The organism is Acinetobacter sp. AND/436, assembly GCF_049546925.1.
GTDB classification, from domain to species: domain Bacteria; phylum Pseudomonadota; class Gammaproteobacteria; order Pseudomonadales; family Moraxellaceae; genus Acinetobacter; species Acinetobacter indicus.
On record NZ_JBMXBO010000016.1, the window covers coordinates 1 to 13,336 of the forward strand.

Annotated in this window: 14 protein-coding genes; 7 read left to right on the forward strand and 7 right to left on the reverse strand. The window is 48.6% G+C overall.

The genetic code is table 11. From position 1 onward, the window contains the following. Positions 1 to 146 precede the first annotated feature (146 nt). Entirely contained in the window at positions 147 to 326 is a 180-nt protein-coding gene (locus tag ACPEPR_RS11640) for a DUF7230 family protein (RefSeq protein ID WP_005182025.1), read from the forward strand. A 13-nt stretch (positions 327 to 339) separates the two neighbouring features. Here the strand turns inward: ACPEPR_RS11640 and ptsP are convergent, their stop codons facing one another. Together ptsP and ACPEPR_RS11650 are read right to left on the reverse strand one after the other, a co-directional pair. Next, positions 340 to 2,637, reverse strand: coding sequence for a phosphoenolpyruvate--protein phosphotransferase (ptsP, locus tag ACPEPR_RS11645; protein ID WP_005182028.1), 2,298 nt, complete (start codon positions 2,635 to 2,637; stop codon positions 340 to 342). Between the two features lie 85 nt (positions 2,638 to 2,722). Continuing rightward, a complete protein-coding gene (locus ACPEPR_RS11650) occupies positions 2,723 to 3,205 on the reverse strand; it encodes an RNA pyrophosphohydrolase (RefSeq protein ID WP_005182032.1) in 483 nt (160 codons plus the stop codon). A 183-nt stretch (positions 3,206 to 3,388) separates the two neighbouring features. Here ACPEPR_RS11650 and ACPEPR_RS11655 point away from each other — a divergent pair, with 183 nt between their 5' ends. Further along, positions 3,389 to 4,048 carry an HAD family hydrolase gene (locus ACPEPR_RS11655; protein ID WP_005182034.1) on the forward strand — a complete coding sequence of 220 codons (660 nt, stop codon included), beginning with the start codon at positions 3,389 to 3,391 and terminating at the stop codon, positions 4,046 to 4,048. Between the two features lie 184 nt (positions 4,049 to 4,232). Beyond that, a complete protein-coding gene (locus ACPEPR_RS11660; protein ID WP_005182035.1) occupies positions 4,233 to 4,481 on the forward strand; it encodes a DUF2789 family protein in 249 nt (82 codons plus the stop codon). A gap of 76 nt (positions 4,482 to 4,557) precedes the next feature. On the opposite strand, the gene ovoA is transcribed toward ACPEPR_RS11660, so the two are convergent. The 3 genes from ovoA to ACPEPR_RS11675 form a co-directional block, all read right to left on the reverse strand. Continuing rightward, positions 4,558 to 6,615, reverse strand: a complete 2,058-nt coding sequence (gene ovoA / locus ACPEPR_RS11665; protein WP_423562481.1) for a 5-histidylcysteine sulfoxide synthase — start codon at positions 6,613 to 6,615, stop codon at positions 4,558 to 4,560. 254 nt (positions 6,616 to 6,869) lie between these two features. Further along, the gene (locus ACPEPR_RS11670; protein ID WP_005182039.1) at positions 6,870 to 7,736 is read right to left on the reverse strand and encodes a LysR family transcriptional regulator; all 867 of its coding nucleotides are present in this window, start codon (positions 7,734 to 7,736) and stop codon (positions 6,870 to 6,872) included. A 205-nt stretch (positions 7,737 to 7,941) separates the two neighbouring features. Then, positions 7,942 to 8,178 (reverse strand): DUF2061 domain-containing protein, encoded by a 237-nt coding sequence (locus tag ACPEPR_RS11675; RefSeq protein WP_005182043.1) that lies wholly within the window; start codon positions 8,176 to 8,178, stop codon positions 7,942 to 7,944. A 257-nt stretch (positions 8,179 to 8,435) separates the two neighbouring features. On the opposite strand from ACPEPR_RS11675, the gene leuC reads away from it, so the two are divergent. The 4 genes from leuC to leuB all read left to right on the forward strand — a co-directional run bounded on the left by leuC (position 8,436) and on the right by leuB (position 12,380). Continuing rightward, positions 8,436 to 9,869 (forward strand): 3-isopropylmalate dehydratase large subunit, encoded by a 1,434-nt coding sequence (leuC, locus tag ACPEPR_RS11680; RefSeq protein WP_005182046.1) that lies wholly within the window; start codon positions 8,436 to 8,438, stop codon positions 9,867 to 9,869. 75 nt (positions 9,870 to 9,944) lie between these two features. Further along, complete coding sequence (gene leuD / locus ACPEPR_RS11685) at positions 9,945 to 10,595, forward strand: 3-isopropylmalate dehydratase small subunit (protein ID WP_045795487.1); 651 nt, start codon at positions 9,945 to 9,947, stop codon at positions 10,593 to 10,595. A gap of 101 nt (positions 10,596 to 10,696) precedes the next feature. Continuing rightward, on the forward strand, positions 10,697 to 11,260 hold the full coding sequence (locus ACPEPR_RS11690) for a hypothetical protein (protein ID WP_016659592.1): 564 nt from the start codon (positions 10,697 to 10,699) through the stop codon (positions 11,258 to 11,260). Positions 11,261 to 11,300: 40 nt separating this feature from the next. Continuing rightward, positions 11,301 to 12,380 (forward strand): 3-isopropylmalate dehydrogenase, encoded by a 1,080-nt coding sequence (gene leuB / locus ACPEPR_RS11695; protein WP_005182055.1) that lies wholly within the window; start codon positions 11,301 to 11,303, stop codon positions 12,378 to 12,380. Positions 12,381 to 12,460: 80 nt separating this feature from the next. Here the strand turns inward: leuB and ACPEPR_RS11700 are convergent, their stop codons facing one another. Beyond that, the gene (locus ACPEPR_RS11700) at positions 12,461 to 12,856 is read right to left on the reverse strand and encodes a hypothetical protein (protein WP_168396154.1); all 396 of its coding nucleotides are present in this window, start codon (positions 12,854 to 12,856) and stop codon (positions 12,461 to 12,463) included. A gap of 163 nt (positions 12,857 to 13,019) precedes the next feature. Beyond that, entirely contained in the window at positions 13,020 to 13,241 is a 222-nt protein-coding gene (gene infA / locus ACPEPR_RS11705; RefSeq protein ID WP_001284370.1) for a translation initiation factor IF-1, read from the reverse strand. Between the last annotated feature and the right edge of the window lie 95 nt (positions 13,242 to 13,336).

The following is a 13,336-nucleotide window of genomic DNA, read 5'->3' on the forward strand; positions in this document are numbered from 1 at the left end:
ATGATTGACTCCCCATTCCAAAGGGATGTCGACGGGAAGCAAAACGCAGTTTTAAGGCTAAAATGCGCTTGAATTTTGCGCAAATGTACCCATCAATACAGCGCAGGAACACCTGCATTCAAATCATGAACCGGAAGGATAAAGTGATGGCAAAGAAAAAACAGCCAGAAGTGATTCAGCATAACTTCGTGGCTAAATATATGCATGAGGTCAACAAGAGCCAGGTTTTTGTCGACCGGAAAAAGAATGCCAAACGCGGCTATAGCAAACACAAACAAGGGCGATATTCTGATGATTATCGCCCTTATTCATTCTGTCTGATTTAAATCAAAATATGGCTTAAGCGCCAACAATCCGGGTAGAGGCCTTGACCATATCGCCCAGACCATGGGTTTTAAAATAATATTCCATCCAGCTTTTCACCATCAGCGAATTATTCATTTTCAGCACCCGTTCCAGCTGCTCCTGTGCTTCGCTCATCGGCACATGGCAAATCGCTTTACGCACGCGCAGAATGTTACTCGAACTCATCGACAGGGTATTAAAGCCCATCGCCATCAACAGCACCGCAGATAGCGGATCACCGGCCATTTCACCACAAATGCTGACCGGTTTATCGTACTTGTGACATTCCTTGACCAGACGGGTCAGCGCGCGCAGCACCGACGGGTGAAAATGCGAATAGACGTTGGCCACGCGTGGATTATTACGGTCTACCGCCAGCAGATACTGGGTCAGGTCATTGGAGCCGACCGAGAAGAAATCGACCAGTTCGGCAAATTCATCAATCTGTAGCAGCACACTGGGCACTTCTACCATAATCCCGATACGCGGCTTGTTGATCTTGACCTGTTCTTCTTCCTGTACCGCATGCCAGTCACGATCCAGCAGATACAGCGCTTCTTCAACTTCATTGACGCTGGTGACCATCGGCAGCAGGATGTGCAGATTGTTCAGGCCGATACTGGCTTTGAGCATGGCGCGAATTTGCGAAGAAAAAATTTCCGGATGATCGAGGGTGAAGCGAATCCCGCGCCAGCCTAGTGCCGAGTTTTCTTCTTCAATCGAGAAATACGGCAGGTCTTTGTCTGCGCCAATATCCAGGGTACGCATTACCACCGGTTTATTGGCAAAGTGGCTCAGCTGCTGGCGGTAAATGGCACGCTGTTCTTCTTCGCCCGGGAAACGATCCCGCAGCATAAACGGAATTTCAGAGCGGTATAGGCCGACCCCTTTGGCACCACGTTGTACCCCGCGTACCACATCAATCATCAGACCGGTATTGACATACAGTTTGACCGTCACGCCGTCTGGGGTAACGGCGTCCTTGGTTTCATACTGTTTCAGGTCTTTGGCAATCAGTTCTTCTTCTTTCTGAATTTCTTTATAGCGGGTGCGTAAACGCCGTGGCGGATTAATAAACACCCGGCCCTGATGCGCATCGACAATCATTTCTACGTCATCGAGGGTGTTGATCGGCAGTTCAGTCACCCCGACCACGGTCGGAATACCCAGTGCGCGCGCGACAATCACCATATGTGAGTTCATGGCGCCTTCGGTGGTGACAATTGCGGCAATTTTATCGACCGGTAATTCCACCAGTGCCGCGGTCGAGATTTCTTCACCAATCAGAATACTTTCATCGGTCAGTTCGCGGTGGCTGGCATCGGCTTCCTGCAAATAGGCCAGAATACGCCGGCCGAGATCTTTTAAGTCGGAAACCCGTTCACGCAGGTAGTCATCTTCCATCTGGGCAAACTGGGCAATGTGGCTGTCAATGACAATCCGCACCGCACCTTGTGCCCAATTGCCATCCCGAATCAGTTCTTTAATTTCCGCCGGCAGGGCATTTTCATCCAGCATACGCAGGAACACGCTAAACAGGGCGCGTTCTTCGGCCATCAGCGCATCCTGCATTTTGTCATCCAGCGCCTGAATTTCCTGACGCACGGCATCCAGCGCAGTGTCGAGCAGTTTCAGTTCTTCGCTGATGTCATCGGCTTCACGGTCGGGTACCGCGGCCAAATCTGCTGGTGGATAGAGAATGACCGCGCGGCCAAGCGCAATCCCGCCCGAGCCGGAAACGCCCTGGAAGGTTTTGTAGGCCGGCAGATTGCTGGGTTTACGAAAGACATCAATATTGCCAACGGCATGCGCATGCGCAATCACGCCAGAGAGCTGGGCGCAGAGCGTGACCAGAAAGGATTCAGCCGCTTCGCTAAAGTCCTGACATTCCTTGTTCTGCACCACCAGTACGCCCATGACCTTACGACGGTACATGACCGGCACGCCGAGGAAGGAATTATAAATTTCTTCGCCGGTTTCCGGTAAATACAGGAAGCGTTCATGTTTCGGTGCATCGTCCAGGTTGACGATTTCTTCACGCTGGCCGACCAGCCCCACCAGACCTTCACCGGTATGCAGAGACACATGGCCGACCGCTTCAGGATTCAAGCCCTTAGAGGCCATCAGCAGATAACGCTGGTTGCGCTCGTCAAGCAGGTAAATGGAGCAGACATCGACATGCATAGCTTCAGCAACCTGATTGACCATAATGTCGAGCGATTCATGCAAACTGGTGGACGCATTAATTTCCTGCACAATGCGTCTTAGGGTATCCAGTTGCATATTCGACATAAAGTCTGCTCCAAATCAGCGTTCCAGTTCTGTTCTCTTTATAGCAAGAGTCGTTTAAAAAATCTGCATGATCATACAGCTTTTTTCAGGCTTTCTTAGATGGCAATTGATGACATAATTCCACCATCGCCTTGCGGTACACATCGCGTTTGAAATTCACGACCTGACCCAGTGGGTACCAGTAACTGACCCACTGCCATTGATCAAACTCGGGCGGATCGGACAGGTTGAGCTGAATCAACTGGGCCGAGGCCGTGAGTTTGAGTAAAAACCATTTCTGTTTTTGACCAATACATACCGGATCGGAATCGGGCCGGATGTAACGGTGCGGCAAACGGTAACGCAGCCAACCTTTCGTTTGTGCGATAATTTGAACGTGTTCGGGCAGTAAGCCAACTTCTTCTCTCAGCTCACGATAAAGTGCCTGCTCAGGGGTTTCTCCATGCTGGATACCTCCTTGTGGAAATTGCCATGCATTGTGTCCAATGCGTTTTGCCCATAAAACCTGTCCAAAGTCGTTTGCCAAAATGATCCCGACATTGGGTCGGAAACCTTCTGAGTCGATCATTTGGCTACCTAAATATTCTGTAAATTATGCCTTTGCTTCCGGGGATTTTTATTTCTGTATCCAACACGAAAAAAAGCAAAGTTTAAAAATGTTAAAATTGCTATGATCTTAACGAATTTCTATCGACTAGCGGAGATAGATTTACAAATTTTTTCTTAAATTTCAGTTTTTACGAGTATTTTCATGAAATTGGCGCTATTTGATCTCGATCACACCTTGTTAAATACAGATTCGGATCATTCCTGGGGTGAGTTTTTAGTCAATGAAGGTCTGGTCGATCCGGTTCATCACCGCGCCATGAATGACAAATTTTATGAAGATTACAAAGCTGGCCAGCTTGACCCGATTGCCTATAACGAATTTGTATTCGAATTTCTGACCCAGCACGAGTCACACTACCTGACCGAACTGCATGAGTTGTTTATGCAAAAAGTGATTCGTCCACAAATGCGCCCGGAAGGTTTTAAGGCGATTCAGCGTCATCGTGAGGCCGGACATGCACTGGTCGGCATTACCGCGACTTCGGATTTTATTACTGCGCCAATTTTCCGTGAATTTGGCATTAGCGAAATCATTGCCACCAATGCCGAAGTGGTCGATGGCAAATATACCGGTAAGGTCATCAATACTGCCTGTTATCAGCAGGGCAAACTGGTACGTCTGGAACAGTGGCTGGCCGGACGTGAGGTGACCGAATCCTGGGCTTATTCAGATTCAATCAATGACCGTTTCTTGCTAGAATATGCAGACCACGCTATTGCGGTGAATCCGGATGATCGTCTGCGGGCCTTGGCGGTCGAGCAGGGCTGGGAGATTCAGGACTGGTCGATTGCTGCTGAATAAAAGCGCAGTTCATCTACACCAAGATCAGCAGACAGGGCCGCTATAACTGGCCCTGTTTTTTGGTCTGTGCCGGTTGTCATCTATCTTGCAAATTTATGAAAAGGTGAATTTTTTTTAACAGCACTAGGATTTGCAGTTTTATATGCTATGGTGAAGACAAGAACAACAACAGGGAGATTCACGCATGCGCCAAACCCGACCAAGAATGACCAATCTGTTTGAACAACTGGGCCTGGACTCCAGCGAACAGGCGATTCAAGATTTTATCGGCCAGCATCAACTGGCGGCGGAAATTCATATTATGGATGCAGAATTCTGGAGTGATGGTCAACGTCAGTTTTTAGCTGAAAAAATTGCCTCGGATGGGGAGTGGGCCATTACGGTCGACCAGCTGAATGAAGCGCTGCATGAAGACTCTGTGCCTCGCCGTTAAATCGTTCGTTCAAATCTCCAGATCATCAGGCCAAATCCGGAATTTGGCCTGATCCCTCACTTTCTTTTCTATCCATTTAGGCAATCCGTTCCCAGAAGCTGACCTGCGCATAGGTATGCTGAAACTTGCGCTGGGTTTCCCGAATCACAAAAGGGATGTCCTGCGGTTCAGTCATTAAACGGAAATGCGGCTCTAGCAAGGCTGTTAAGCCATCCAGACTGCTCCAGTTTTCGCCATCTTTTTTAAAGCCACCCAGCCATTCACTGCGGACAGTGTGTTCTTCCATCCAGGTATAGGGTGAGCTGAGCATCAGAATGCCGCCCATATTCAGCCGTGTATGAATCTGGCTTAAAAACTGCGCCGGATGATGCAGCCGGTCAATTAAATTGGCCGCCAGAATAAAATCATAGCCTCTGAAAATCGCTTTAAGATTACAGGCATCACCCTGGTAAAACTGGACTTTGTCCCGGACCTCCGCCAGTCCAAGCTGGGCTAAATCACAGGCATGATAATCCACCAGTTCACCTTCGGTGCAGATGCTGTAATGCAGGGTTTCGCCCTGTGCCAGTTTGACGCCGTTCTGGATAAAGCGCGCTGAAAAATCAATCCCGACCACTTCATCAAAATAACGGGCCAGTTCAAAGCTGGCGCGGCCGGTAGCACAGCCAATATCCAGTGCTTTACGTCGTGGTCTGTCGGCCAGCTGGGTCAGGGCCAGTTGCACCAGTGTCTGGGCAAAATTGGCCACGCCAAAATATTCACGGCCATACTGAAATTCCAGATATTCAGACACCAGCCGGTCGGTTTCATATTGTGATTGAATCGCCAGCGGCTCCTGATCAGAAACCACATAGCGGAAACCGGCATGCTGGAAAAAATGCCGGCGAAAGGCATAGCGTGAGGCCAGCTCGGCTTCATTGCCGGCAGAAATCCAGGAGCCGCCTTTGAGCAGATTATGCCGGCCATCAAAGGTTGGGGTGCTGAAATCATCATAAATCGGATGCACCACAAAACCCGGAAATGGATAAATCGGGGTTTCGGTCCATTGCCAGACATTGCCGCGCAGGTCATAAAAATCGCCATGCGGGAAGGTATTGACCGGACAGGAGGAAGCACCATAGGCCAGCGCCAGATTGGCAGGTGCAGACGGCTCATTTACGCCAGCCAGCTGTACCAGCCGATACCATTCCTCTTCGGTGGGCAGTCGTACTGGCTGACCAGTTTGCTTCGCTTTCCAGTGGCAAAAGGCTTTGGCCTCATGATAATTCACCTCCGCCGGCCAGTCCCACGGCATTGGTACTTCTTCGGTCAGCAGCCGGAGTGACCAGTCCGGCCCGTGTTTACGCCAGAAGGTCGGATATTCGGCCTGGGCAAAGCTGCGCCATTGCCAGCCTTCATCTTCCCAATAGTTTGTGTTCTGATAGCCGGCATCTTCAACAAAGGCCAGAAATTCCTGATTGCTGACCAGATAGCGGCTGGCCGCAAACGCCGCTACCTCTGCCTGATATTGGCCATATTCATTGTCCCAGCCGTAAACCGGGTCGTGCCGCTCCTTACCGAGCTGTACCCGGCCGGCTGCCACTGGAAGCAACGCATTCTCTGGTGCGGTGTTAGTCAGGATATTTGGCCGCCATGGTGGCTGTGTCTGGACATAGTCAAGGGCATGCTGGCGAATCAGCACGGAGGAGGTTTCCAGATGAATCCGCTCGTGTTCAATGCCCATCAGAATCGACCACCACGAATGCTGCCAGTCAATTGGCGTGCTCAGTGGTGCCTTTTCAATAATTTCCAGCACCGTGGCACGCACCTGATCGCGGTAGTGTTTGACCTGCGCGGGTGTCGGCCAGTCATAACGGCTGTCATCCAGGTCATCCCAGCTCATCTCATCCACACCCACCGCAAAGATGGATTCAAAATGTGGATTGATACGCTGTTCAATCAGTTTGCTGAGCAGCAGTTTGTTGATGAAAAATGTCGCGGTATGGCCATAGTAAAAAATCAGCGGATGGCGCAGCGCAATCGGCTTGTGATAAAAGGCCTCATCGCCGTTGAGGCAGCTAAACAATGATTCATAACAGTCAAAGGTTTGCAGAAAATACTGCTTGAGGGTGGCACGTAGCGTATCGGCCTGCATAACATCCAGCCGTGGACTGGGCTGTAAAGGCGGTGCACTGCCGGCTAGGCGCTGCTGGAGCGCCTGGGCTGAACTGAACGAAGGGGGAATAGGCAAGCGGGGAAGTGGTCTGGTTCATCACTCTGCTCCTGCATCATTTTTATAAAGATCCTGGTGTCTTGTGCGGGCACCTTGTCTTTTCAAATTACGCCAATTTGGAGCAGCGTGCTGTTTTGTTCAGTAACTGTACAGAAGGATGCGACCGGTCGATGAACCTAGTCCGGCTGCTGCATAAAGTTAACCAGCGCCTGCGCCGCTTTGGACTGTGTGCGTCCCGGATGCCAGACCATGCCCAGCTGGCGGTTCATTTCCAGATTAATATCCAGCTGTTGCAAGTCCTGATTAATCAGGGTTTTCGGTAACACTGACCAGCCCAGTCCAATCGACACCAGCATGCGGATGGATTCCAGCGGGTTATTGCTCATGGTGATCTTCGGCTTCACGCCCTGTTTTTCAAACTCGGCCAGGGTAATCTGGCTGGTATAGGTCTGTGCTGCTGGTAGCAGGCTCGGGAACTGGGTTAAATCTTCCAGTTTCAGTCTTTTCTGCTGGGCCAGCGGATGAAAAGGCGCAGCCACAAACACCAGCGGATCATTCCAGATGGTGACATATTGCAGCCGGTCATCACCTTGCGGCGGCAGGGTTAAAAAGGCCAGTTCCAGATCACCGGCCAGCACCTGTTCATGCGCCTGTTCCGAATCGACAAAATGCACATCTAAGGTGACATCGGGGAAATCTTGGACATAGCGACGCAAATGATCGGGCAGATGATGCAGGCCAATATGATGACTGGTGCCAATTTTCAGGCGACCCTGCACCTGGCCCTGTTCATGGCTTAAAGTATGATGAATATCGCCCAGTTCATTTAGCCAGTTTTTGACTTTGGGTAACAGCGAATGCGCAGCATGGGTTGCCTGCACGCCACGGCCGGCCGACTCAAACAGCTTGACCCCAAAATATTCTTCCAGGCTATGAATCCGTTTGGTGACTGCGGGCTGGGTAATAAACAGCTGATCGGCGGCCAGAGAAATCGAACCGGTTTCCATGACTTTTACAAAAGCTTCAAATGCTGCAAGATTCATCGCAATCACCTATAAAGATTTTTTATGCTTAAAATTATTATTTAGAAATTTTTAGAATTAATCAAAGATTATTTTTCTATAAATTGAAGTTCAACAACCATAACTTGAATATAAATATTTTAAAAACAGTAATTTAAGTTATATTAAAATAAAAAAGATCATCCTGAAGATGATCTTTTGGGAGGAACACCGGGCGAAAAATAGGCTAGGCGGTGATTTCCTCTGTGCCGTCTTGTGCTTTCTTTTCCCACATGCGTTCATGAATAAAATAGGCCACCGCCTGTACTGTTGGTTCCAATAAGCTTAAGGTAATGGCCATCCACAGACTGCCGGTAACGAAATAGCCGACAAGCATGGCCACCGTAATGTGCATCACATAGTAGCTAAAAGTCTTTTTAAACATTCGCTGGTTGTTTGCGACAAAGTTTTGAATATGCGCCATGATGATGTTCCTCGTATCTACAATTCAGTGCTGATAACATCATCATAGTCAGTACGAATTAATTTGTAAAAACGAATATTTTGTAAAATTTAATCGGAAAATTGAATTTTTAATCAGATGTTAATCTGAGCAAAAATCAATTATATTTATTCCATAAAGTTTTTTAACTAATAAAAATGATAAATTAGATTTATGTAATTGTGTGGTTATAATCGAAATTAATGACAGAATTACCCAGTCCAGTGGAGCACATCGACATGGCAGGCGAAACCCAAAAAGCAAAAACATTATATGACAAATTGTGGGATGACCACTTGGTAAAACAGCGTGATGATGGTTCGGCTTTATTGTACATCGACCGTCATTTGTTGCATGAAGTTACCTCTCCACAGGCCTTTGAAGGTTTGCAACTGGCTGGCCGTCAGCCATGGCGTTTAAGTGCCAATATTGCGACTCCGGACCATAACGTACCGACCTCGAAAAAAGAGCGTGAGCAGGGCGTAGCCGGTATTGAAGATGATACTTCGCGTATTCAGGTGCAAACCTTAGACGATAACTGTAAGACTTTTAATATCGTTGAGTTTGATATTAACGATATCCGTCAGGGGATTGCTCACGTAGTTGGACCAGAGCAGGGTTTAACCTTGCCGGGAATGACGGTGGTATGTGGCGACTCGCATACCGCGACTCATGGTGCCTTTGGCTGTCTGGCACACGGGATCGGGACCTCAGAAGTTGAGCACGTGTTGGCCACGCAATGTTTAATTCAGAAGAAAATGAAAAACATGCTGGTGCGCGTAGATGGTCAGTTGGGCCAGGGCGTGACCCCGAAAGACGTGGTGCTGGCGATTATTGCCAAAATCGGTACAGCAGGCGGTACGGGCCATGCCATTGAATTTGGCGGTCAGGTGTTCCGTGATATGTCGATTGAAGGCCGTATGACCGTGTGTAACATGGCAATTGAAGCCGGTGCACGTGTCGGTATGGTCGCGGTTGATGAAAAAACCATTGAATATGTAAAAGACCGTCCTTATGCACCAAAAGGCGAGCAATGGGATCAGGCTGTGGCGTACTGGAATACCTTGCATTCAGATGCCGATGCGCATTTTGATACTGTCGTGGTATTACAGGGCGAAGAGATTGAACCACAAGTGTCTTGGGGTACTTCACCTGAAATGGTCATTCCGGTTTCTCAGGCAGTACCAACTTTGGAACAGGCCAAAGATGAGGTACAGCGCAATGACTGGACCCGTGCTTATCAATATATGGGCTTAACTGCTGGTCAGGCTTTGGCAGATATCCAGCTGGATCGTGTCTTTATTGGTTCATGCACCAACTCGCGTATTGAAGATATCCGTGCTGCGGCAGACGTGATTAAAGGCCGTAAAGTAGCGCCAAGCATTAAACAGGCGATGGTGGTACCAGGTTCTGGTTTGGTCAAACAGCAGGCAGAAGCAGAAGGTTTGGACAAGGTCTTCCTGGAAGCCGGTTTTGAATGGCGTGAACCTGGCTGTTCGATGTGTCTGGCCATGAATGCCGACAAGTTACAGCCAGGCGAGCACTGTGCATCGACCTCAAACCGTAACTTTGAAGGTCGTCAGGGCAATGGTGGTCGTACCCATCTGGTCAGCCCGGCCATGGCAGCAGCAGCGGCAATTGCCGGTCACTTTGTGGATGTTCGTTCATTCTAAGTTTAAGCCCTCATCCCAGGCCGCTCCTTGCTGGAGCGGATGTGAGAGAGACTACGGATTCATTGGAACATAAATATGAAAGCTTATACCGTTGAACAGGGTATCGTTGCACCTTTAGACCGTGCCAATGTCGATACCGATTTAATTATTCCAAAACAGTTCTTGAAATCAATCAAACGTACCGGTTTCGGTGACAACCTGTTTGATGAATTGCGTTATTTAGATGAAGGCTATCCGGGTCAGGACAATTCAATCCGTCCTAAAAACCCAGATTTTGTCTTGAACCAGCCGCGTTATCAGGGCGCCAGCATTTTAATTTCACGTGCCAACTTTGGTTGCGGTTCCAGCCGTGAGCATGCGCCGTGGGCTTTAAGTGAATACGGCTTGCGTACAGTCATTGCCCCAAGTTTTGCGGATATCTTCTTTAATAACTGCTTTAAAAACGGCATGTTACCGGTGATTTTAACCGAAGCGCAGGTTGATCAGCTATTTAAGGAATGTGCAGCCAATGAAGGTTATCAGTTAACTATTGACCTTGAAGCACAGGAAGTCCGTACGCCAAACGGTGAAGCATTCAAGTTTGAAGTTGATCCATTCCGTAAGCATTGCCTGTTAAACGGTCTGGATGATATTGGTTTGACCTTGCAAGATGCCGATGATATTCGCGCGTATGAGGAGAAAACCAAAGCCGCGCGTCCGTGGGTGTTTGCGGAAATTCAAGCTTAAGTTATTTCGTAAATAGGCATAGCACGGGCGTCGAACTCTTGTTAACATTCAAGGCATAATAATTTAAATATTCTGCTTTTTGATGAGGTTGGGCTCGGGCTATGTTGAAGGTTTTTCGTCGGCTTGCTGTATTGGGGGGAGTGGCTACGCTGTTAACAGCATGTCAAACCTGGGATACAGCACGTCTAAAACAGGTAAAAGAGACACAGGCATCCCAATCCAATGCACGTATTTATTGTTCAGGTACCGAGCATTGCGAGTTTGAACGCTTGAACCGGGTCATGATCATGGATGCTGAAAGTCAGCGTCTGAGTCGTGAAGCCATCAAGCAGGGACTGGTGCGCTTGCAGGCAGATTCACTACGGCAGCCTAATCCGCTATATCTGTCGGTTCCAGCTAAACAGCATGAAGTGGTGATCCGGTTCTATCCGATTTCCCGTGATCAGGCCGAAACCCTGCACGTCATTCATCAGTTTAAGCCGCGTCAAACGTACACTTTTAAAATGTACCGTGACCGCAGCAAGCATAAAGGCAGTCTGCTGAATGTTTCGGCGCCAGAGCCGCTGTGTGTGGATCTTTTACAAAACCAGAAAATTATTCGACGTTTCTGCAAACCTTATAATGTCTTACATGGACTGGGGGAATTTGTGGAACAGAAAATTTAGTCTCCACAGTCGTTGACTGCTACAGGAAATGGAAAAACTCATGTCAAAACATATTTTGATTCTTGCCGGTGACGGTATTGGCCCAGAAATCGTCACAGCAGCGGAGCAGGTGCTTACGCGTGTTAATGAAAAGTTCAATCTGGGCTTGACGTGGGAACAGGGATTGTTAGGTGGTGCCGCGATTGATGCGCATGGTTCACCTTATCCGGATGTGACGTCTGAACAGGCGAAAAAAGCCGATGCTTTATTGCTCGGTGCAGTTGGTGGTCCAAAATGGGATACGATTGAGCGTTCGATCCGCCCGGAACGTGGCCTGTTAAAATTACGTAGCGAATTAAACCTGTTTGCTAACCTGCGTCCAGCGATTCTGTATCCGCAACTGGCTGATGCGTCTAGCTTAAAGCCGGAAATTGTATCGGGTCTGGATATCCTGATTGTACGTGAACTGACGGGTGGGATTTACTTTGGTCAGCCACGTGGTATTCGCGAGCTGGAAAATGGCGAGAAACAGGGCTTTAACACCGACGTCTATGCTGAATCAGAAATCAAGCGTATTGCCAAAGTGGCTTTTGAAATGGCCAAACTGCGTGGTGGTAAAGTCTGCTCGGTGGACAAAGCCAACGTGCTGGAAGTGACTGAGCTGTGGAAGCAGACCGTGACCCAGCTACATGCTGAACAATATCCAGAAATCAACCTGTCCCACATGTATGTCGACAATGCTGCAATGCAATTGGTACGTGCGCCAAAACAGTTTGATGTACTGGTAACCGGTAACCTGTTTGGTGACATCCTGTCTGATGAAGCAGCAATGCTGACCGGTTCTATCGGTATGTTGCCATCAGCGTCGCTAGATGAAAATGGCAAAGGTATGTATGAGCCATGTCATGGTTCAGCACCAGACATCGCTGGCCAGAACATTGCCAACCCGTTGGCGACCATTTTGTCTGTGGCAATGATGCTGCGTTATACCTTCCGTGAAGAAGCTGCCGCGAAAGCGATTGAAGATGCAGTGGGCAATGTGCTTGATCAAGGTTTACGTACGGCTGACATCATGTCTGAAGGCATGAATAAAGTGGGTACTCAGGAAATGGGTCAGGCTGTGGTTGCGGCATTGGGCTAAGTCTCGACAGCAAATCAAAAAACGCAGCTGCAGGCTGCGTTTTTTTATGGCTATTGAATAGCTAGGTCTAGATTCAGCGCTTAACAGGTGCGACCGGTATAGTGTACAGAGTGGGCAATATTCTGTTCCAGCCGGAACACAATCTGGCAGTGCAGGTTAACATTATAGCTGTTGGCTGGGCCAATGGGCGCTGGAATATGGGCTGGACCGGTGGCCGGGGCATTCGCTACAGGAATCGGAATGCTGATTGGGCGTATAACGGTGTAGGTGAGCGCCTGTGGGCTGATTTGTGGTGAACTGACCTGTTCGTAACCGAGCAGGCTTAAATCGAGCTGCTGGCGAATCTGCTGGCTGGACTGGCCGACAAATTGGGCCAGATAGGCATCACGTTCAGCTCGGGTACTGGACGGCGTGGTTACACAAGCGGAGAGACTGAACGCGAAGAGCGCCAAAGCAACGGAGCGAGAGACAAACATGCGCGATCTCCATTGAATAAAACTTCATTCTAGGCAAGGACAGCCTAAAAATATGTGTATATTCGATAAGCGGCAGATCTCGACGCCATTCTTGGCTGTTACACAGCATCAGCAGCCAATAAAAAAGCCACTGTTGAAGGTGGCTTTTTGCTTGCGCTAAAACTTAGCGTGCACGATAGGTAATACGACCTTTCGTTAAGTCATAAGGCGTCATTTCAACTTTCACGCTGTCGCCAGTTAAAATGCGAATATAGTGCTTGCGCATTTTACCTGAAATATGGGCAATCACCTCGTGACCGTTTTCTAAACGTACACGGAACATAGTATTAGGAAGCGTTTCGGTGACAACGCCTTCGAACTCGATGAGTTCCTCTTTATTGGCCATAGCCTACCTGATGATCAAATTGGAAAGGCGCAAATTATAGTCAATTTTTTTGAAAAAATCAAGGTGAAACCCGCCGCAGATGAATCATCTGTCAG